Source organism: Nonomuraea mangrovi (genome assembly GCF_042681425.1).
GTDB lineage: Bacteria > Actinomycetota > Actinomycetes > Streptosporangiales > Streptosporangiaceae > Nonomuraea > Nonomuraea mangrovi.
Genome location: NZ_JBHUFV010000015.1, coordinates 285,161 through 305,393 on the forward strand (window position 1 = coordinate 285,161; position 20,233 = coordinate 305,393).

General features: G+C 71.9%; 20 protein-coding genes. 14 read left to right on the forward strand and 6 right to left on the reverse strand.

Features of this window, described 5'->3' with window-relative positions; all coding sequences use genetic code 11:
• Entirely contained in the window at positions 1-753 is a 753-nt protein-coding gene (locus ACFSKW_RS08805; protein ID WP_379571023.1) for a hypothetical protein, read from the forward strand.
• A gap of 4 nt (positions 754-757) precedes the next feature.
• Here ACFSKW_RS08805 and ACFSKW_RS08810 read toward each other — a convergent pair whose 3' ends face one another.
• On the reverse strand, positions 758-2,077 hold the full coding sequence (locus ACFSKW_RS08810) for a hypothetical protein (RefSeq protein ID WP_379571025.1): 1,320 nt from the start codon (positions 2,075-2,077) through the stop codon (positions 758-760).
• Positions 2,074-2,376, reverse strand: a complete 303-nt coding sequence (locus ACFSKW_RS08815) for a hypothetical protein (RefSeq protein WP_379571027.1) — start codon at positions 2,374-2,376, stop codon at positions 2,074-2,076. The genes ACFSKW_RS08810 and ACFSKW_RS08815 overlap by 4 nt, the downstream gene beginning before the upstream one ends.
• 89 nt (positions 2,377-2,465) lie before the next feature.
• On the opposite strand from ACFSKW_RS08815, the gene ACFSKW_RS08820 reads away from it, so the two are divergent.
• Together ACFSKW_RS08820 and ACFSKW_RS08825 are read left to right on the forward strand one after the other, a co-directional pair.
• Positions 2,466-3,134 (forward strand): response regulator transcription factor, encoded by a 669-nt coding sequence (locus tag ACFSKW_RS08820; RefSeq protein WP_379571029.1) that lies wholly within the window; start codon positions 2,466-2,468, stop codon positions 3,132-3,134.
• Between the two features lies 1 nt (position 3,135).
• On the forward strand, positions 3,136-4,530 hold the full coding sequence (locus ACFSKW_RS08825) for a sensor histidine kinase (protein WP_379571031.1): 1,395 nt from the start codon (positions 3,136-3,138) through the stop codon (positions 4,528-4,530).
• On the opposite strand, the gene ACFSKW_RS08830 is transcribed toward ACFSKW_RS08825, so the two are convergent.
• The gene (locus ACFSKW_RS08830; protein WP_379571033.1) at positions 4,454-5,407 is read right to left on the reverse strand and encodes a TAXI family TRAP transporter solute-binding subunit; all 954 of its coding nucleotides are present in this window, start codon (positions 5,405-5,407) and stop codon (positions 4,454-4,456) included. The two genes, ACFSKW_RS08825 and ACFSKW_RS08830, sit on opposite strands and share 77 nt — an antisense overlap.
• Positions 5,391-6,812 carry a type VII secretion protein EccB gene (gene eccB / locus ACFSKW_RS08835; RefSeq protein ID WP_379571035.1) on the reverse strand — a complete coding sequence of 474 codons (1,422 nt, stop codon included), beginning with the start codon at positions 6,810-6,812 and terminating at the stop codon, positions 5,391-5,393. The genes ACFSKW_RS08830 and eccB overlap by 17 nt, the downstream gene beginning before the upstream one ends.
• Positions 6,813-6,922: 110 nt before the next feature.
• On the opposite strand from eccB, the gene ACFSKW_RS08840 reads away from it, so the two are divergent.
• Together ACFSKW_RS08840 and ACFSKW_RS08845 are read left to right on the forward strand one after the other, a co-directional pair.
• On the forward strand, positions 6,923-7,282 hold the full coding sequence (locus tag ACFSKW_RS08840) for a hypothetical protein (RefSeq protein ID WP_379571037.1): 360 nt from the start codon (positions 6,923-6,925) through the stop codon (positions 7,280-7,282).
• Positions 7,282-8,601 (forward strand): hypothetical protein, encoded by a 1,320-nt coding sequence (locus ACFSKW_RS08845; protein WP_379571039.1) that lies wholly within the window; start codon positions 7,282-7,284, stop codon positions 8,599-8,601. Before ACFSKW_RS08840 ends, ACFSKW_RS08845 begins: the two co-directional genes overlap by 1 nt.
• On the opposite strand, the gene ACFSKW_RS08850 is transcribed toward ACFSKW_RS08845, so the two are convergent.
• Entirely contained in the window at positions 8,598-13,079 is a 4,482-nt protein-coding gene (locus ACFSKW_RS08850) for an FtsK/SpoIIIE domain-containing protein (RefSeq protein ID WP_379571041.1), read from the reverse strand. The two genes, ACFSKW_RS08845 and ACFSKW_RS08850, sit on opposite strands and share 4 nt — an antisense overlap.
• A 186-nt stretch (positions 13,080-13,265) precedes the next feature.
• Entirely contained in the window at positions 13,266-13,484 is a 219-nt protein-coding gene (locus ACFSKW_RS08855) for a hypothetical protein (protein ID WP_379571043.1), read from the reverse strand.
• Between the two features lie 238 nt (positions 13,485-13,722).
• Between ACFSKW_RS08855 and ACFSKW_RS08860 the strand changes: the two genes are divergently transcribed.
• The 9 genes from ACFSKW_RS08860 to ACFSKW_RS08900 all read left to right on the forward strand — a co-directional run bounded on the left by ACFSKW_RS08860 (position 13,723) and on the right by ACFSKW_RS08900 (position 20,013).
• Entirely contained in the window at positions 13,723-14,400 is a 678-nt protein-coding gene (locus ACFSKW_RS08860; protein WP_379571044.1) for a hypothetical protein, read from the forward strand.
• Position 14,401: 1 nt separating this feature from the next.
• Positions 14,402-15,136 (forward strand): hypothetical protein, encoded by a 735-nt coding sequence (locus ACFSKW_RS08865; protein WP_379571046.1) that lies wholly within the window; start codon positions 14,402-14,404, stop codon positions 15,134-15,136.
• Positions 15,133-16,431, forward strand: coding sequence for a CpaF family protein (locus ACFSKW_RS08870; RefSeq protein WP_379571048.1), 1,299 nt, complete (start codon positions 15,133-15,135; stop codon positions 16,429-16,431). The genes ACFSKW_RS08865 and ACFSKW_RS08870 overlap by 4 nt, the downstream gene beginning before the upstream one ends.
• Complete coding sequence (locus ACFSKW_RS08875) at positions 16,431-17,294, forward strand: type II secretion system F family protein (protein WP_379571050.1); 864 nt, start codon at positions 16,431-16,433, stop codon at positions 17,292-17,294. Before ACFSKW_RS08870 ends, ACFSKW_RS08875 begins: the two co-directional genes overlap by 1 nt.
• A 143-nt stretch (positions 17,295-17,437) precedes the next feature.
• Positions 17,438-18,358: a type II secretion system F family protein gene (locus ACFSKW_RS08880; RefSeq protein ID WP_379571052.1), complete on the forward strand. Its 921-nt coding sequence runs from the start codon at positions 17,438-17,440 to the stop codon at positions 18,356-18,358.
• Entirely contained in the window at positions 18,358-18,591 is a 234-nt protein-coding gene (locus ACFSKW_RS08885) for a hypothetical protein (RefSeq protein WP_379571054.1), read from the forward strand. Before ACFSKW_RS08880 ends, ACFSKW_RS08885 begins: the two co-directional genes overlap by 1 nt.
• Before the next feature lie 209 nt (positions 18,592-18,800).
• A complete protein-coding gene (locus ACFSKW_RS08890) occupies positions 18,801-19,220 on the forward strand; it encodes a TadE/TadG family type IV pilus assembly protein (protein WP_379571056.1) in 420 nt (139 codons plus the stop codon).
• Positions 19,217-19,606, forward strand: a complete 390-nt coding sequence (locus ACFSKW_RS08895) for a TadE/TadG family type IV pilus assembly protein (protein ID WP_379571058.1) — start codon at positions 19,217-19,219, stop codon at positions 19,604-19,606. The genes ACFSKW_RS08890 and ACFSKW_RS08895 overlap by 4 nt, the downstream gene beginning before the upstream one ends.
• The gene (locus ACFSKW_RS08900) at positions 19,603-20,013 is read left to right on the forward strand and encodes a flp pilus-assembly TadE/G-like family protein (RefSeq protein WP_379571060.1); all 411 of its coding nucleotides are present in this window, start codon (positions 19,603-19,605) and stop codon (positions 20,011-20,013) included. The genes ACFSKW_RS08895 and ACFSKW_RS08900 overlap by 4 nt, the downstream gene beginning before the upstream one ends.
• Positions 20,014-20,233: the final 220 nt, after the last annotated feature.

Sequence of the window (20,233 nt, forward strand, 5' to 3'; positions counted from 1 at the left end):
ATGGGACCTACACTGCAGCGGTACCTGATCGCGATCAGCGTCCAGATCGGGGCGGCGATCTGGATCAGGCGTGCGTGGGCGGCGGCGGTTCCGCTGGCGTACGGGGCCATCGCGGCCGACACCGAGCCGATGGACAAGGGCAAGCAGTCCTGGCAGTCGACCGACAAGGGCGGCGAGACGACCGAGATCGCCGCCCTGCGTGAGTCCCTGGCCGACCTCAAGAAGAAGCTGCAGGCAGACGCCCTGTGGGAGGGCGGCACCTGGGATGTCGTCGAGCAGACCATGGAGCAGTTCGGGGTGGAGTGGGAGAAGAAGGGCGACCACCGCAACACCATGGGCGATGCCGCCGCCTCACCCAGGGGGATGGTCGAAGCCGGGTCCTACCTGGCTGTCGCCTCCGCTGTCGCGATGCTCGCTCTCGCGGTGTTCATGCGCGCCACGTGGGCGGCGGGCCCTGTGGGCGTGGCGGCGGGTGAGACGGCCGCGAGCACCGTCGGGCCCCAGATCGGCCGCGCCTCCACCGGAGCGCTCAAGAAGCTGACGATCGTCGGCTTCGCCCTCATGGGGATCTACTCGGGCGCCCAGATGCTGAGCCAGCAGCAGGCCGCGAAGTTCCAGGACATGAAGGCGATGCCGATGCTCGACGGCCTCGGGCTCCAGTACGACAAGGCCTCGGGTCGCCTCACGCCGAAGATGCCGACGAACAAGAACATGCCGGGTGGGCTGGACCTTCCCGACTCGTTCCCCGCGTAGTGGCCTAGCCCGGGATGGTGAGGACCTGCCCGACCCTGAGAACCTTGGGGTCGGGGCCGATCAGGTCGCGGTTGGCGTCGTAGATCTCCCTCCACCGGGAGCCGTCGCCCCACACCTTGTCGGCGACCTCCCACAGGGAGCCCTCGTTCACCGACCAGCTGTCGACGGAGGGCCGCTCCCACGACGGCAGCTGCTCGGGCACCTCGGAGGTGTTCAGCGGACGCCACACCCTGAAGGCGGCCGTCGGCGCGAAGCCCAGTGCCTGCTTCTGCGCGTCCGGTCCGAGCTTGGCCAGCCACGGCAGCTTCGAGGTGGCCCAGTTGCGGGCCGCGACGAAGCCGCCGAAGGCCATGCCGGACTCGCCGACCGCCACGCCGCTCTTGGTGAGGGTGGCCGCCCACGAGGCGGCGGAGCCGCCCTGGAACAGGCCCTTGCTGAAGGGGCCCGCGATCGGCAGGAAGACGCCCGCCAGCGTGGCGGCCGTGGTGATCCGGGCCGCCTGCGCGAACGTCAGCGGGGAGAGGTTGAAGATGCTCTCGCCCTTCATCCCCTGCGCTGCCATCTGGGTGCCGATGACGCCGCCGTAGACCCAGGCGGAGGTTTTGGCGTAGGACTTGAAGCCGGCCGAAGCCAGCTTGGTCATGGTCGTGATGTCGAAGGGCCGCAGGGCGGCCGTCTTGAGCGCGTTCCCGATCTTCGGAACGATCGTCAGGCGGCCGGCGAGCGGGAGCCTGGCCAGGAGGGTGCCCGCCGTCCTGAACAACGCCGCCAGCCGCTGGAGCAGCGTGACCGCGGCCATGACCAGCCTGGTGGTCTTGAGGTAGGCGAGGTAGGCGGCCCAGATGGAGGCGGCGAGCCGCAACGCGAAGAACAGCGCACCCCAGAGCACGGCCGTTCTGACCAGCTCGATGATGGCCTGCTTGGTCATGTTCGTGGCGTTGAGGACCGACTCGAGGACCTCGGCGACGCCCGTACAGCTCTGCCGGAGCGCGGCGCGGGCCTTCGGGTCGACCACCCTGCTCCACGCCGTTCTGAACTGGTCGGCGGCTCCGCCCTGCCAGTCCTGGACGATCTTGGCCACCGCGGGGTCGATCGCCTGGTGCAGCCGCTCCAGATCGGTGTCGAGCCGGCGGTGCGCGGCCGCGGCGCCCATCAGGCGACGCTCGATGGTGTCGTCGAACATCAGGGGCAGCGCGTGCCACATGGAGGAGAGGGTGCTGAACAGCGGGCCTGGATTGAGCACCGTGCCCGGGTTGAAGTCCCATCCCCACGAGGCGGGGTTCCAGTTCCATGTGACGGGGTTGATGCTGGGCTCGCGCGTCACCTGGGCCCCGCCTTCGCGTAGGCCGTCTCGGACTCGGCGAGCGCGGCTGCGATGAACCCCAGCGCCTGCTGCAGGTCGTTGAGGTAGGTGGCGACGCTCTCGTAGCGCCCCGGATCGCCGCAGTAGGCGTCCGCGACATCCTCGGCGCCGGGGGCGAGCCCGAAGTCCCGGCGGTTCAGCGCCGCGGGGGTGAAGACGTGCTGCATGGCGGCCACGTCGTCCACCTGGTCGGCGCACGCCCGCATGGCCCTGCGGAGCGAGTCCGGCAGGTAGGCGAACCCTTGCGAATCCTGCCCCACAAGCACCCCTTATCCCGTTTAGGGGGAGGATAGAAACTCAAGTTAACCGTGGTGAAATATTCGGTGTCAGATTTGAGGAGTTGTTGAGCATGCGGATCCTGCTCGTCGAGGACGACGACAGGTTCGCCGACGCGCTGGCGACCGCTCTGCTGCGGCACGGACACCACGTCGAGCGCGCTCGTTCGGCGGCCGAAGCACTGGCCCTGCCCGAGGTTGCGAGGGCCGAGCTCGTGCTGCTCGACCTCGGCCTGCCCGACCTGGACGGCGTCGACCTCCTGCGCCGCCTGCGCGCCGACTCCCAGATCGGGATCATCGTGGTGACCGCGAGGGGCGAGGAGTCGCAGCGCGTGCGCGGCCTGCGCGCGGGCGCCGACGACTACATCGTCAAACCGTTCGGCGTCGCCGAGCTGGAGGCGCGCATGGAGGCGGTCATGCGCAGGGTGCGCAGCCATCGCCCCTCCGCGCGTGGCACCAGCACGTACGGCCCGCTGGACGTCGACGAGGTCGGCCGCTCGGTGCGGATGAACGGCACCGACGTCCGCCTCACCCGCAAGGAGTTCGACCTGCTGCACGCCCTGGTGCGGGCCGACGGCGCGGTGATCGGCAGGGATGGGCTGCTGGCCGAGGTCTGGCAGACCACCTGGCAGGGCGGGGCGCGCACGCTCGAGGTGCACATCGCCAGCCTGCGCGCCAAGCTCGGCGACCCCGGCCTGATCGAGACGGTGCGCGGCATGGGCTACCGCATGCGAACGCTCTGACATGCGCCGCCGCCTGCTGATCAGCTACATGTCGCTGCTCGCGCTGTCCTTACTCACGGTCACCGTGCCGCTGGCGGTCAACCTGGCCGTGCGCGAGACGCAGGAGTCGTTCATCGAGCAGCAGGGCGACACCCAGCGCTTCGCCTCGCAGGCGGACCCGGCGCTCGGACCTGCCAAGAACCTGCGGCTGCGGGCCGAGCTGGTCCGCTACCACGAGCTGTTCGGCATCGGCGCCGCCGTACTCGACGGGGAAGGGAAGATCGTCGCGGTGGCCCCGCCCGCGCTGTCGCTCGACCAGGCGAGCAAGCCGATCGAACGGGCCCTGTCGGCCGACCCGCGGCAGCCGGAGACGATCTGGCCGTGGCAGGCCGCGGACCTGGTGGTCGCCGTGCCGGTGATCCAGGAGGGCGAGGTGGTGGGCGCCGCGCTGACGATCGCGCCCACGGGCCCGCTGCGCGCGAGGATCGCGCGCAACTGGGCGGTGCTGTTCGCCGGCTACCTGCTCGCCATGGTGCTGACCTGGCTCGCGGCCAGGTGGCTGGCCCGATGGACGCTTCGCCCCGTGCTCGAACTCGACGCTGTCACCCACGACATCACCCAGGGGAGGCTGGACGCCAGGGTCGCGACGAGGGAGGGGCCGCCCGAGCTCAGACGGCTCGCCCGCTCGTTCAACCGCATGGCCGACACCGTGACCGACCTGCTCGACCGCCAGCAGGCCTTCGTCTCGGACGCCAGCCACCAGCTGCGCACCCCGCTGGGCGTGCTGCGGTTGCGCGTGGAGAACCTGGCAGGCCACCTGGACGAGGGCGGGCGGCGCGAGCACGCGCTCACCGTGGAGGAGACCGACAGGCTCGCCCGCATCCTGGAGGGCCTGCTGGCGCTGGCCACCGCGGAGCGGCGTGACGACCAGGGGATCGTCGCGGTCGACGCTGAGGAGGTCGTGGACGGGCGGGTGGCGGTGTGGCAGGGGCAGGGGGTGGTGCTGCGCCGTACGGGCGGGCTGGGGGCCGCCGTGCTCGCGCTGCCCGAGGCGCTCGACCAGATCCTGGACGCGTTGATCGACAACGCGGTGAAGTTCGGCGCCGGCACGGTCACCGTCCACCTGGAGCGGGTCGACGATCACGCCGTGATCCACGTGATGGACGACGGGCCGGGACTGCCGGAGGAGGAGCTCGCGCGGGCCACGGAACGGTTCTGGCGCTCGGCCAGGCACCAGAACGTGGACGGCACGGGCCTCGGCCTGTCCATCGTGTCCGTGCTTGTCGCCGCCTCCGGCGGCTCGATCGACCTGCTGGCCCGCGAGCCCACGGGCCTCGACGTCAGGATCTGCTTTCCCTGTAGTAGCGGATCGCCCCCTTGTGCAGCGGCACAGGATCGGTGGCGAAGGCGGACCTGACGTTCAGCCTGCGCGCCTCGGGGTGCGCGCGCTCCAGCGCGTCCCTGTCGCTGAACAGCAGGCCGGTCAGCTCGTAGGAGAGGTCCTCGGCCATGTCCTGCCGTACGACGAGGTAGTCGGGCACGCCGATCGAGCCGCACGCGGGCAGGCCGTAGGCGGAGGCGGGGATGGTGCGCGGGCTGTAGAACTCGCCGTGCCTGCGGCGCATCGGCTCGGCGTGGTCGCGCAGGTCCACCAGGCGGACCAGCCGTCGCCCCGCCAGCTCGCTGATCGTCTGCGTGGGCAGGCCGCCGGAGAAGAAGAAGGCGTCGATCGAGCCCGACGCCAGCGCCGCCGCCGACCTGGCCAGGTCGAGCCGTTCGACGGTGTCGGGTTCGAGCCTCGCCAGGGCCAGCAGCCGCCTGGCGATGATCTCGGTGCCCGAGCCGGCCGCTCCGCAGGAGACCCGCTGGCCTCGCAGGTCGCCGAGCGCGACGATGCCGGAGCCCGCGCGGACCACCAGGTGCACGTAGTTGTCGTACAGCCTGGCCAGCGCCCGCACCTCCTGGGGCGCGGCGAAGGGCGCCTCGCCCGCGACGGCCAGCGCGGCCGAGTCGGCCAGCGTGAAGGCCACGTCGGCCCTGCCGCCCGCCACGAGCCTCAGGTTGTCCAGCGACGCTCCCGTGGTGATCACCTCGGGGCGCAGGTCCGGATACTCCGCCGAGATCGCCGCGGCCAGGCCCTCGCCGTAGTCGAAGTACACGCCGCCGCGCTGGCCCGTGGCGATCACCAGTCGCGTCGTCCCGCGCGGCCGCCCGCAACCTGTCGCGGCCACGAGCAGGCCGGTGAGCACCGCCCTGCGGCCGCACAGCGCCCCGCCGCTACTGTCCGGGCGCAAGATGGTCCCGCGCCTTGGCGGCATCGAGCGTGGGGCCCGGCTGGATGGCGTGGAGCAGATGGGTGGGCACCGGTGTCACATCGGCGGGCTGGTAGCCCAGCTTGCCGATCTGGTCGGCCGACTGCAGCGGGAACCTCAGGCCCTGGTCGCTGATGAGCTCGTAGGTGTTGATCGCGCCCAGCTGGCCCTCTCCGGGCAGCAGCCCGGCGAGGGCGGCCCCGCCCGCCGGCAGGATCACCTGGTCGAAGTACTGCTCGCTGCCCGTCACCGTAGGGGGCCGGATGGTGATCGTGCTGCCGATCGTCAGCTTCGCCTTGACCGAGCCCTTGGCGGTGTCGGAGTAGACCGCGCACAGCGGCGACGTCCCCTGCACCGTGATGACCTTGGGCAGAGAGGTGGGCAGGCCGCCCCCCATCAGGTGCCTCTGCGTCTTCGTCAGGTTGCTGTTGGCGGTGGCCGCGTCGATCTCGGTCGGCACGGCGTCGCGGCTGCCGTACACCGCCTTGATCCTGGGGTCCTGGAGTGCCAGGTTCGCCTGGGTCGGGGTGATGGGCGCCAGGCCGTCGGAGACCAGGACATACCACCTGGTCTGGCCGCCCGCGACGCCGGTGGTGGTGTAGATCTGGCCGATTCTCGCGTTCTCGCCGTCGGGCCCCTTCATCCGCGTGCCCATGCCGGAGGGATGCCGCGCGCGGAAGTCCGGGCCGTCAGGGATGGCGTTCAGCCAGGAGGCGGGCACCTGCCTGGGGGCACTCGCCCCGAGCGCCGCGACGCCCTCCGGCTGCACCCGCATCTTCGTGTCATTGAAGATCACGTAGGCGTTGCGCCGGGTGTCGACGACCACCATCGCGTCGCCGCCCACCGGCCTGCCGCCCACGTTGACGCCACCCACCAGCGACACGAACTGCTTGCGTTCGGCGGACGGAGCCGGGTTGTCCATGACACACGCCGACCAGGGGCCCTTGACCAGTTTCTCCGAGGGAGGCAGGGAGTCGGGCAGACCACGGATGCCGACCATCGGACCGCGGTCGAAGCGGGCCAGCGAGGCGGCGGTCACGTTGCGGACCTTGACGTCGGTGCTGTCGAGCAGCAGCCGCCCGGAGACGTAGTTGGCGACGGGCACCAACTTGCCCTGCTCCTGGCTGTAGACGAACGTGGCGCCGGTGTTCTCCTCCACCAGCAGCTGTCCTGGCTCGGTGAGGTTGGTCGCGTTGCCCGGCTTGATCAGACCCCAGATCCCGAACCCCGCGACGATCAGCACCGCGATGAGCAGTCCGCAGAACATCGCGACGTTCTGCCTGCGCATGGGTGACTCGGGGACGTCCGGCTCCGCCTGGAGCAGGGCCATGCCCATGCGCTGCATCATCAGCCGATGGGCTTGGTAGAGATCCTTGCGGGTCTGCATGGAGGCCAGCATAGGAGCCTTATGTCCAACTTCCACACGGCTTGGTCAGGTTCCACTACAGTCGAGATCACGATGACGGAGGTGAGCGAATGGCAGAGCCAAGAGACCCGGTGCCAATCGAGCACAGGTGGCCCGGCCTTGACCCGAAACCGGGGGAGATCGAGTACAGCGCTGACAAGCTCAAAGGCATCGCGAAGGCGCTGAACGACGGCCTCGAACGCCTGACGGGAATGGAGATCGGCTCCATGCAGGATCTCACCTCCCGCGGCATGGTGACCCATCCCGCGCCGAACCAGGGTTGGGAGGCCGGTGATGCCGTGTTCGACACCATCTCCGAGGCGCATCGCTTCATCATGCACGTCTACGGCGAGATCAACTTGAAGTACGGCACAGCCCTGTCGCTCGTCAACGCGGGCGCGGGTGTCTACAACGGGACCGAGCAGATCAACACGGGCACGAAGAGCGTCTGATGGACATCAAGTCGAAGCAGTACCCGGTCAAGGTCGCAGCCGATTTTAACTTGAAGGACACGCCGTCGGTCGCGCAGGCCTCGGCGGTGATGAGCGGGCTGAGCGCGCCGGACGCCCGCCGCAGCGTCGACAAGGCGGCCACCGCCTACAAGAACGCGAGCAAGCTCCTGTCGGACACCCTGACGGTGATCTCGGACGCGGCCTTCGCGATGGCGAAGGTCTGGGGCGACAAGCCGTCCGTGGAGGCGCAGCAGGCCCTGCGGGCGCTGTACATCACCGTGAGGGATCTCTCCGTCAAGACCTCTGCCGTGGGGACGGCCATGGAGCAGATCAGCCAGTCGGTCATGGGCAACATGCCGGACAACGGCAAGGGCTTCGCCGGCTGGGATGACGGTCAGTCGTGGGACGACGGCCTCTGGGACATCACCTTCGACGGAGGGGACTTCATCGAGTCCGACAGGGATCGGGCCAAACGCAATCTGCAGGTGATCAACGACCAGCTTCAGAAGGTTCACAATCTCCTGCCCGAGGAGGTGCGCGAGGACCTTCCTGACATCGGGCCGTCCAACACGCCTCCCCCTCGGATCACCATGCCCACGATCCCCCCGGGAGGAACGAAGACGCCCCCCTTCGTCCCCACTTCCTACGACCCGAACACCGGCGGCTACGGGACGGGGAACGGCGACCTGTCCGGGAAGTGGCCGGACGGCACTTTCCCCGGCGACACCGGCCAGGGCGGCACGGGCTCGGGCGGAACCGGGCGAGGAGACAACGGCACCGGCGGCAACGGGACCAGGTTCCCTGACATCCCCGGCACCGGCGGCGACGGCTCACAGAACCCCCACAACCCTCCGGGCGGCAGCGGAGTGAACAACCCGAGGTTTCCCGGCGACCCCACTTCCGGTATGAACAATCCTGACGCGCGTACCACCAAGTTGGCCGACTTCCACCAGCCGAATGTCGACAACCTGCCGAACAACCAGTCCATCGACGCCAGAACCGGGCTGCCGACCGGCACGAACACCGGCACGAACACCGGCACGAACACCGGTACTAACACCGGCACGAACTCCGGCCACGGCACGGGCACCGGCGTCGTCACGGGCGCAGGGTCCGGCGGCTACGGGACGGCCACCCAGGCCGGCGCGCGGAGCGCCAACGGGTCCGGCATGGGCATGCCGATGGTGCCGATGGGCGGCGCCCCTCCCGGCGGCCAGGAGGAACGGAAGAACGATCACTCGACCTGGCTGCTCGAGGAAGAGGACGTCTGGGGCGGCGCAGACGGCACCGTCACCGACCACACGCTGGGCCAGGCCTAGTCGGGCAGGGCCGCCTGGACGGGGGTCACGGCGCCGAGCGTCACCAGCAGCCCCCGCCCCGGCGGCCCGCCGACCGCGCCACGCGGCAGCCGTACGGTGAACAGGTCGCCGTCCGCGGGACTCTGCACCGACAGCAGCAGCCCCGTGCGCGACTTGCGCGCCTCGGCGACGAAGCCGCGGTAGGCGGTCGCCAGGTCGCCGGTCGCGCCCGCGATGATCAGGCCGTGTTCGCCGTCCCTGCCGGTTCTGAGCGTCTCCTCCATGAGCAGGCCGAGCGGCGAGTCGGGGTTGATCAGCTCGGCGTCGTCCACGACCAGGACGTAGCGCTCGCGGCCGTCGAGCAGCTCGCGCAGGCCCGCGGCGTTGCCGTCGAGGATCGCGAGCGCGCCCCGCAGATCTCGAAGCGGGCTGCGGCGGGGGACGACGGCGACGACCGGCGTGCCGTAGGCGATCAGGGACCGCGCGGCGGTCAGCAGCGCCGAGGAACGGCCCGACCTCGGCGGCCCCGCGATGACGGCACCCGGCCCGTGGGCGAGCAGGTCGACGCCCACGGGAGCCAGCGCGTCGCCGCCCACGCCGAGCAGCGCCCACAGCGGGCCCTTCGGCGCGGGCCCGAGCTCCAGGGCCTGGCCCGCGGTCATGCGCATCGGGAGCGCGTCGACGCGCAGCGGCCGCTCACCCGCGGCTTCGCGGGTGCGGGCCAGCGCCTGCAGCGCGGCCACCTGGGCGGGGCCGGACGGGTCGGGGTCGAGCAGCGCGATCTGGCTCTCCACGACGCCCTGCTCCCTGATCGACAGCGCGCGGCCCTGCGGCATCGAGGCGGGCAGTTCCTTCACCGGCAGCCCGGCCAGGCCGTAGTCGGCGGGATCGGCGAGGCGGAGGACGAGCCGCTCGTCGAAGACCGTGGACACCTGGCCGAGCAGGGCCGAGCGGTCGCCCGTCACCACCGCGCGCAACCCCACGGCGGGGCCCTCCCTCAGCAGCTGGAGCAGCGCCTCGGTGAGCCGACCGTAGTCGTAGCCCTCGAACGCGGCGACGTAGCCCTCCCACCTGTCGAGCATCAGCACCAGCCACGGCAGCCGGTGACCCGCCGCACGGTACTCGGCCAGCGAGGCGTGTCCCGCCTCGGCCAGGAGCTGCTGCCTGCGCCCGACCTCCTCGCGCAGCCTCGTGAGCAGCCGCTCGACCCTGTCGAGCTGGTCGCGCGTGACGACCGCGCCGCAGTGCGGCAGCGCGACCAGCGGCAGCAGCGCGCCCGAGCCGCAGTCGATCGCGTGCAGGTGCACGTCGGCGGGCGAGCGCGCGGCGGCGATGGCGCCCGCGATCGTGCGCAGCGCCGTGGACCTGCCGCTGCGCGCCGCGCCCGCGATCAGCAGGTGACCGCCCCGTTCGAGGTCGAGCGTCAGCGGCCGCCTCTCCTGCGCCCACGGCAGGTCGGTCACCCCGAACGTCAGGCCCTCGGGCGGGTCGAGGACGACCTGCGCGGGCAGCGGCGGCAGCCACGGGCTCGGCTGCTCGGGCACATCAGCCCGTTGCGCCGCCGCTGCGATCGTGTCGGCCAGGATCGCCAGATCGGTGATCGCCGGCCCTTCGGCGGCCTCGGGCGGGGGCGGCAGCGGCCTGCCGAGAGCGGCCCAGCCCAGCTCCACGGTCCGCAGCCGCGCCCGCGCGCCGGAGCCGCGTCCGCCCACCCTCGCCGCCTGTACGGCAACCGCCGCCCCCGCGCCCGACCTGACGTAACACCGGCCGGGCGTCGCCTTGGAGATGTGCGCGGCGTCGGGGACGTCGATCACGTCGGCCGACTCCGCCGCCTCCGTCACCCTGAGCGCGATCCGCAGCGAGGTGTTCGCCTGGATGTCGGCCGTCACCACGCCGGCGGGCCGCTGGGTGGCCAGGATCAGGTGGATGCCGAGCGAACGCCCTCTGCGCGCGATGTCGACGAGCCCCGCCACGAAGTCGGGCAGCTCGGCGACCAGCGCGGCGAACTCGTCGATGACCAGCACCAGGCGCGGGAGCGTGCCCTCGTACTCGTCGAGGTCCTTGGCACCCGCCTCCAGCAGCAGCCGTTCCCTGCGCCTGATCTCGGCGGCGAGCGAGGTGAGAGCGCGCTGGGTGAGGTGCCCGTCGAGGTCGCTGACCATGCCGACGGTGTGCGGGAGCCTGGCGCAGTCCTTGAAAGCCGCCCCGCCCTTGTAGTCGATCAGCACGAACGTGAGCTGGTCCGGCCTGTTCCTGGCGGCCAGCGCGCAGATGAGGGTCTGGAGCAGCTCAGACTTGCCCGCGCCCGTCGTGCCGGCGATCAGCGCGTGCGGGCCGTCCTTGGCGAGGTCGACGGTGAACGGGCCGTCGGGGCCGACCCCCAGCACCGCCTCGGTGCTCGGAGCGTTCCACTGGACGGGCGGGTGCAGCAGGTCGAGCAGGCGTACGGCCTCGGGCAGGCTGCCCGAGGCGTCTTCGCGGGAGACGTCGAGAAGCGGCGACAGCGCCCTGGCCAGGCGTTCGCACCACGACGGCGGCACCCGGTCGGCGATCGCGGCGCCGAGCGCGTCGAGGCCGCCGCCGCGCAGCCGTACCAGGCCGTCGAGGCCGCAGGCGGCCACGGTCTCGCACTCCTCGGGCAGGAGCCGCTGCTCCTCGTCGACGGCGAGGGTGTAGACGCCCGCGCGCGGGCCCTGACGCAGCACCTGCGGCATGCCGGGCAGGCCGCGCAGCACCTGCGCGCCGTCGAGCACCACCAGCACGTCGAAGGGCCGCTCGTCGTAGGAGGGCCGCCCGTCGGCCGTCTCGGGGCCGCCCAGGTCGTCCCAGCCGGTCGGAACCTTCCCGAACTCGGGGATCGAGGTGTTGAGCCGCTCGTCGATCAGCGCGGTCAGCTCCGCCACCCGCCTGCCCGCCGACTCGGGGTCGGCGCCGACCAGCGCCACGCAGTCCTCGCCCCTGTGGGGCACGCAGTGCGGCAACCAGCGCACCCAGCCCCACCGCTCTCGAGCGTCGGCGCTCGCCGAGATCACCACGATCGCCAGGTCGCGCGGGCTGTGCAGCGCGGCGGCCTGGGCGACCAGCCACGACACCAGGCCCGCGGCCTCCTCGCGCGGGCCCGTGACACCCGCCACGCCCAGCCTGCGCATCGGCAGCGCCACCGGCACCTTCTCGCAGACCGGAGCCTCGTACGGCACGTCGAACTCCAGCTCGGCAGGCAGGTCGGCGAGCCCGACGCGGAGCCTGAGCGCGTCTGGATCGTGGATCCTGCGCTCCCACAGCCGCCTGCGCGGTCCCGTCGCGGTCAGCAGCACCTCGGCGGGGTCGGGGGCCGCCGCCCTCCTGGCCCGCTGGTCGCTCCTGCGGGCCCGCTCGACCTCCTCGTGGAAGAGGGCCAGGTCCTCCCTGTACTTCCTGGTCGAGCGCTTGTGCTGCCTGCGCCCGTGACGCCGGTCGCTCCACCACTGGCCGACCATGATGAGCGGCGTCATGAGCGCGATGAGCAGGTAGTACCACTGGCCGGTGACGAGCATCATCGTCACGCCGAGCACGGCGGGAAGGAAGGCGGCCAGCAGCTGCAGCCGTGTCGTCTCCGCGCGCCTGGGCTCCTGCGGGACCTCGAACCTGCGCGCGGTGCCGGGCCGCTTCAGCCGGGGCGGGCGGTTGTAGGCCAGGCCGCCGTCCGGCCGGGGCGCCAGATGGGCGTCGGCCGGCTCGATCGCGGTCAGCGTGAAGAGGGAGGACCCGGCGGTGAGGAGGGCGTGCTCCGGCCAGTCGGCGGGAGCGGTGACGGGCTCGCCGTCCAGGAGGATCTCGGGCGGCTCGCCCGTCGCAGGCGTGTCCCGCAGCGCCAGCTCGTCGAGTTCCTCGGCGTACCTGCCCTTCGCCTTCTTCCTCGGCGGCTCCTGAGTCCTGGCCGGTGGCGGTTCGACGGTGATCGCGGCGGGGGTGACCCTGACGATCGCGGCCTCGGGCGCCAGAGCGGCGTCCCGTACGGCCATCGCGCACGTGGGGTCGGCGCCGATCACATGGACGCCCAGGCCCAGGCGGTGGACGGAGCCCGCGTCAGGACCGCCCACGACCCTGACCTCGGCGACCCCGCCGGGCTCGGCGACGACGGTGAGCCCGGCCAGCCCGGGGCTCAGGGTGATCGTGTCGCCGTTGCGCAGGACGGCTCGCGCGGGTGCTCGCGGGTCGACGGGCTTGCCGTCGCGCCACACCGTCGGTCCCTCGAACCCGAGCCCCGTGCCCGTCGCCCACGCGTCCTCGCCCGCCGGGGGCGCGGCCGCGCGCGCCTCGCCGCGCTGCCGGGGGACGCGGGGCGGGCCGCCGAGGCCGTACGGCGCGCGGCTCCTGGACAGCCGGACCACCTTCGCCAGCGGCTCCCCCGGCGGCTCCGTGAGGGCCTCGGCCACCCCGGCGACCGTGGTGGCCTCGTCGCCCTCGATCACGACGTCACGGTCGCCGCGCTCGTCGAGCACGGTGAGCATGATCCGCATGTGCCGTCTCCTCGGGGTCGGACCGGCCGCCACGCTAACCGTTGACCGGCGTGCGCGCCGCCCGGATGACGACACCGGCATGGATCGCCGCGCCCGGGCGGGCCGCCGGTGATCGTTCCTGGAGGGCGCCTGACCGCATGGCGTCGGCGCGAGAGATTCCTGGGGCGTGAAAGGGGGGCTGTCGTGTCAGGAAGGGGGTTGCTGGTAGGCGCGCGTGCGGTCCCTCAGCTCCTCGGCCTTCTCCTCCAGCAGCCCGGCGTAAGCGTTCACCTCGGCGGTCACCTCCACCAGGTTGGACGCCGCCCGGTGCAGGCCGCCGACCACCCGCGAGGTGGCAGGAGCGCCCGCGACACGCGAGACCCAGCGACGACGGAGCCGGGCCAAGAGCCCGCGGAGCCTGCCCATGCCACCAAGCATCGCATGGTTTGAACAGGTTCAGGTGACGAATCTGTGAATTCTGAGGCGAATGTGGTTGCTATCACTAAATAGGTGGGCATTTCAAGCAGCTTTAATTAACGGGTCTAGTTGACAGCCTCCTACCTGCGAAACGAGCATTGTTCATCGCATTCGGGCCCCGCGCCAGGCCGGTAGATGCACATAATGGCCTGAATTCCCGAAAATTCATCATGGGAGCCCCCCACCTATGAGGACCAGCGAAAAGCCCGCCGTCAACGCGGCGGGGCCCGCAGGCGTGCTCTCCAGCAGCGCGTCCCGCAAGCTCCCCGTGCCGCCACGCGAGCGGAAACCCGCGCTCGCCGCGCTTGCCGTTCTCCTCATTCTCGGTGGCGCGCTGGCCACCACATTGCTGGTCATGCGGAGCGGCGACCGCATTTCCGCGATCAGGGTCGTGCAACAGATCGGGGCGGGTCAGAAGATCTCTCCCAATGCGCTGGAAGAGGTGCAGATAGCCGATACCGGCATCGGATATGTGGCGTGGTCGCGGCGATTCGCGGTGATCGAGACGTACGCGAGCGTGACCCTCCTGCCCGGCACCCTCCTCACCGACGAGATGACCGTCACCGCCAGCAAGGAGCTCGGCCCGGGCAAGGCCAAGGTCGGGCTCGCGCTCAAACCTGGCCAGGCGCCCGCCGGCCTGAAGGAAGGCGACCGTGTGCAGGTCATCCACGTGCCTGGACGGTCGGCGACCGCGCAGAGCAGGGTGCTGGCGCCCAACGCCCTGGTCCACATCGTGGGCGAGCCCACCCGCTCCGGCTCGGCGGGCCTGATCACGGTGATCGTCGACGCGACGGTGTCGCCGCAGATCGCCGCCCACGCCTCCAGCGGCGAGATCGCGGTGGCCGAGCTGCCGGGAGCGCGCTGACGTGGCGCTGATCGTGCTGGCCGCCGACAAGGGCGCGCCGGGCGTCACCACCGCGGCGACCGCGCTCGGCGCCGTCTGGCCGCGTGCCGTCCTGCTGGCCGAATGCGACCCCGCCGGAGGCGACCTCGCCTACCGGCTGCCCGCCATGGACGGCGGCATGCTCAACCCCGGCAGGGGACTGCTCACGCTGGGCGCGACCGCCAGGCGCGGGCTCGAACCGGCCCAGATCCACGAGCACACCCAGAAGATCATCGGCGGGCTCGACGTCCTGGCCGGGCTGACCCACGGCGAGCAGGCGGCCGGCCTCACCTGGATATGGGGACCGCTCGGCCGCGCGCTGTCCGGCCTGCCGCACGCGGACGTGCTGGCCGACTGCGGCAGACTCGGCGCACACCCGCAGGTGAGCGAGCTGATCGCGGAGGCCGAACTGCTCGCGCTGTTCACGAGGGCCAGCCTCGACCACGTCGCCCACCTGCGCGAACGCCTCGCCCTCCTCCCCAAGGGTCCGCAGGTCGCGGTGGTCGTGATCGCCGACCCGCGCACCTACCGCGCCTCCGTCGACGAGGTGCGCAGGATCGTGGGCGGCCAGGCGGCGTTCGTGGCGGGACTCGCGCACGACCCCAAGGGAGCCGAACTGCTGCGCGGCCAGTGGGGAGGACGGCTCGACCGCTCCCTGCTCATCCGTACGGCCCGCGAGCTCGCAGGGCGCCTGTCCTCCCAGGTGAGGGTGTCATGACACTCGACCACTCGCTGGTGAAGCGCTTCCGGCAGGAGGTCGGCGACCGCCTGGCCCACCAGCGCCGCCTCGACCAGGCCAACGGCATGCCCGCGATGACCGGCGAGGACGAGCGGCAGTTCGCCAGGGCGCTGATCTCCCAGGTGCTGGAGGAGTTCGCGCGCGGCGAGATCGGCTCAGGCCGTACGCCGCCGACGCTCGAAGAGGAGGAGGCACTCGCCGCAGGGATCCACGCCGCGCTGTTCGGCGTCGGCCGCCTCCAGCCGCTGCTCGACGACACCGACGTCGAGAACATCGACATCAACGGCTGCGACCGCGTCTTCGTCGGCTACGCCGACGGCCAGGAGCTCACCCACGAGCCCGTCGCCGAGTCCGACGAGGAGCTGATCGAGCTCATCCAGATCCTGGCCGCCTACTCGGGCCTGTCCAGCAGGCCGTTCGACACCGCCAATCCGCAACTCGACCTGCGCCTGCCCGACGGCTCCCGGCTGTCCGCCGTCATGGACGTGACGGTCAGACCCGCCGTGTCGATCCGCCGCGCCAGGCTCGGCAAGGTCTTCCTGTCCGATCTGGTGGGCAACGGCACGCTGACCCCGAACCTGGCCCGCTTCCTCGGCGCCGCCGTCTCCGCCCGCAAGAACATCATGATCGCCGGGTCCACCAACGCAGGCAAGACGACGCTGCTGCGGGCGCTGGCCAACGAGATCCCCGCCGCCGAGCGGCTGATCACCGTCGAGCGGGCGCTCGAACTCGGGCTCGACCAGTTCCCCGAGCTGCACCCGAACGTCGTCGCCTTCGAGCAGCGCCTGCCCAACTCCGAGGGGCAGGGCGAGATCACCATGGCCGAACTGGTGCGCAGATCGCTGCGCATGAACCCGTCCCGCGTGATCGTCGGCGAGGTCCTCGGCGACGAGATCGTCACCATGCTCAACGCCATGACCCAGGGCAACGACGGCTCCCTGTCCACCATCCACGCCAACTCCAGCATGGAGGTCTTCAACCGCATCTCCACCTACGCGCTGCAGGCCGCCGAGCGACTGCCCGTCGACGCCACCCACATGCTCATCGCCGGTGCCATCGACTTCGTCGTCTTCATCGAGAAGCGCAACGACTACGCCTCGGGCGGCACGCTGCGCCGCTTCGTCTCCAGCGTCAGGGAGGTGAACGGCGTCGACGGACGCGTCCTGTCCAGCGAGGTCTTCGCGCCCGGGCCCGACGGCGCCGCCGTGCCGCACGCGCCCGTCTCCTGCCTCGACGAGCTCACCCCGCACGGCTACGTCCCCGGAGGCTGGTGATGATCGGCGTCGACCCCCTCGCCATGCTCGCGGGCGCCGCCGCAGGAGGCGGCCTCTTCCTGCTCTTCCTCTCCCTTCACGGCACGCGCCCCCGCCCCGCCTCGGCGCCTCGCCGACTGCTCAGGACGCTCTCCACGCGCACGGCGGTGGCGGCCGTCCTCGCCACGCTCATCCTCGCCGTGACCCAGTGGCCGGTGATGGCGGTCGGCGCCGCGCTCCTCGTCTTCGCCTGGCGCGGGCTGTCCGGCGGGGCGGCCTCCGAACGGGCGGCCATGGCCCGTCTCGAAGGCCTCGCCGCGTGGACCGAGTCGTTGCGCGACACGATCGCGGGCGCGGCGGGCCTGGAACAGGCCATCCCCTCGTCGATCCGCGCCGCCGCGCCGACGCTGCGCCCGCACCTGCGGGCCATGGTCGACCGGCTCCACACCAGGATGGCGCTGCCCGACGCCCTGCGGCTGTTCGCCGACGAGCTCGACGACCCCTCCGCCGACCTGGTCGTCGCCGCCCTCATCCTCAACGCCAGGCTGCGCGGGCCCGGACTGCGGGACGTGCTCGGGGCGCTGGCGGTCTCGGCCAGGGAGGAACTGGACATGCGCCGCCGCGTCGAAGCGGAACGCCGATCCACCCGCAGATCCGTGCAGATCGTCGTGCTCACCGCGCTCGGCTTCGCGGCGGCGCTCGTGGTGTTCAACCCCTCCTACGTGGCCGAGTACCGGTCGTGGCTCGGGCAGGCCGTCCTCGTGGTGGTGGCGGGGCTGTTCGGCGCGGGATTCGCGTGGATGCGACGGCTGGCCCGCTTCGACAAGCCGACCCGCCTGCTCGCCCTCGACCTCCCCCAACCCCCCGGAGCACCCCATGCATGAGCCGCTCCGCCTGCCGCTCGCCCCCGCGTGGCACGGGCACACGGTCCGCCCGCCCCTCATGGCGGCCGAACAGGCAAGCGCCCACCGGCCGGTCATCCGTTCCGCCGGCCGGCCGGGCTCGCCGTACGGGAAGGGAGGGCCCGATGGTTGAGGGTGTGCTGGCAGGAGGGGTCCTGGGGCTCGGGATCTTCCTCCTGATGCGGGCGCTCTTCCCTGCCCGTCCCGGGCTCGTCGCCCGCCTCATGGCGCTCGACGCCGCCAGGCAGGACGCCGACGCCCCGCGCCTCCAGCTGGTCCTCCCCGACGAGGAGGTCAGCGCGTTCAGACGCGGCCTCGGCGTACGGCTCGCCAGGCTCTACGCCGCGAGAGGCTGGGAGGTCCGCTCCATCAAGGCCGATCTCGCGCTCGTCGGACGCTCGTTCGAGGGGTTCCTGGCCACCAAGGCGCTCCTCGCCGCCTCGGGACTGCTCGCCTTCCCCGTGCTGGCCGGATGGCTGGTGCTGATGGAGTGGGGCGTGTCGCTCACCATCCCGTTCTGGGCGGCGCTGGCCGTGTCGCTGGTGTTCTTCCTCCTGCCCGACCTGCAGATCAGGCGGGACGCGGCGGCGAAAAGGCGCGACTTCCGCCACGTCGTCGGTGCGTTCCTCGATCTGGTCGCCATGAACCTGGCGGGCGGGCGCGGCGTGCCCGAGGCGCTCATGATGGCCGTCTCGGTGAGCGGAGACTCCCCGAACTGGGCGATGTCCCGCATCAGGGAGGCGCTCAGCGGGGCGAGGATCGTCGGCATCACCCCATGGCAGGCGCTCGGCCAGCTCGGCGAGGAGATCAACGTCGACGAGCTGCGCGATCTGTCGGCGGCGCTCGGCCTCGTCGCCGACGACGGCGCGAAGGTGCGCGCCTCGCTGACCGCCCGCGCCGCCACCCTGCGCCGCCGCGAACTCGCCGAGATCGAGGGGCGGGCGGGGGAGCGGTCCCAGTCCATGCTCGTCGCCCAGCTCCTGCTGTGCGCCGGGTTCGTGATCTTTCTCAGTTTTCCCGCCGCTATGAAGATGTTGGGGTCCTGATGAACCACCCATGGATCGTGTACCTGACGGCGTACCTCGGGGTCCGCCTCCACCGCGCCCGCACCGCCCCCTCGCGGGGGGCGTCCGCCGTCGAATGGGTGATCATCACCGCGATCATCGCCGGGGTGGCGCTCGGGCTCGCGACGCTCATCAAGACGCTGGTCGAGCAGAAGCAGGCCGACCTCCAGAACAGCTTCGGCGGGGGCGGCGGCTCCGGCGGCGGCAACGAGTGAACCTCGCCAGCGACCTGTCCCTGCACGACGCCGGTCGTTCGCCGGCCGGCGTCCTGCCGGGCCTCGGCACGCAGCCACCACGGACCTCCCCCGGAGCCACCGGTCGTCGGACGGCCGGCGGTTCCCGGGGAGGTCCGGGGCCTGCCGGTGGTGAGACGGCCGGAGCCTCGGCGGTCGGCCGGCCGCCGGACGGGGAGACACCGCCCGGTGTGGCGAGGGGGCAGCGGGGGGCGACGGTCGTGGAGCTGGCGCTCATCATGCCGGTCGTCCTCGCCGTGATCCTCCTCATCGTGCAGGTCGCGCTGTGGTTCCACGGGCGGCAGGTGGCCGACGCCGCCGCCAGGGAAGGGGCGAGGGTCGCCAGGTCGGCCCCGTTCGACTCGACGAGCTGGCAGGACGAGGCCGTCTCCAGGGCCGAGGACGTCGCCCGCGCCATCGGCCCCCGCATCCTCGACGGCGCCGCCGCGTCGGCCGTACCCAAAGGAGCCGACGAGCGCTGGGTGACGGTGACGGGCAGTGCCGTGCAGGTGATCCCGCTGCTCCCCGACCTGACGTTCACGATCACGGCGACCTCGGGAGGACCGGTGGAGTGCTTCCGCCCCGACAACGGAGGCGACGACTGCGGATGAACGCCGACAGAGGCTCGATGGCCGTCGAGACGGTGATGCTGGCCCCGGTCTTCCTGCTGTTCCTGCTGTTCCTGGCGGGCGCGGGACGGCTGGTCGAGGCGCAGGGCGAGGTGAACGGCGCGGCCATGGACGCGGCGCGGGCCGCCTCGGTCCAGCGCACGCTCGCGGACGCGGAGGGCGCGGCGGAGGACAGCGCGAGGTCGGCGCTGGAGGGGCAGTGCGCCGCGCCGCGGGTCTCGCTGTCGGGCACCAGGTGGGAGGAGGGCGGCCAGGTCCAGGCGGCGGTCACCTGCGAACTCGACCTGGAGTTCCTGGGCTTCGGCGCCTCCAAGCTGATGACGGGCACCTCGGTCGTCCCGCTGGAGCAGTTCAGGAGGGTCGATTGAGCGAGCGCGGGTCGATGTCGGTGTTCACCGTGCTGTTCTCCGTGGTGGTGTTCCTGCTGGCCGGGCTGCTCGTGGACGGCGGCGCGGCGATCAACGCCAGGCTGCGGGCGGCCGACGTGGCCGAGCAGGCGGCCAGGGCGGGCGCGGACCGGATCGACGTGGAACATCTGCGCCAGACGGGCCAGGCCCGCCTGCTCGGCCAGGACGAGGTGTGCGCGCGGGCCACGGAGGTCGTCAACGCCTACTCCTCCGACGACGTACGGCCCGGCGACTGCCGGGTGGGGGACGCCCAGACGCAGGTGACGGTATGGGTCCGGGTGAGCTGGACGGCGTACTTCCTGGGCGCGCTCGGATTCCCAGGCGCGGAGATGGAGGGGCAGGCCACCGCCGCGCCTGACGCCCGTTGAGCCAGACCGAATCGCGTCACTCGCCGGCTCGGCCCGCGGCGGGCGGCGACGCTGGATGTGAAGGAGGGAGAGGCCATGCCGACGCGAGAACCCGCGCGCGCGGACGGTCCCGCACGCCCTGAAGGCGGTGCCGCACGCCAGGCGGGCGGCCCTGCGCCCCCCGTCGATGGCCCCGTGAGACCTGTGGGTGGTCCTGCGACGCCTGCCGGTGGTCCCGTGA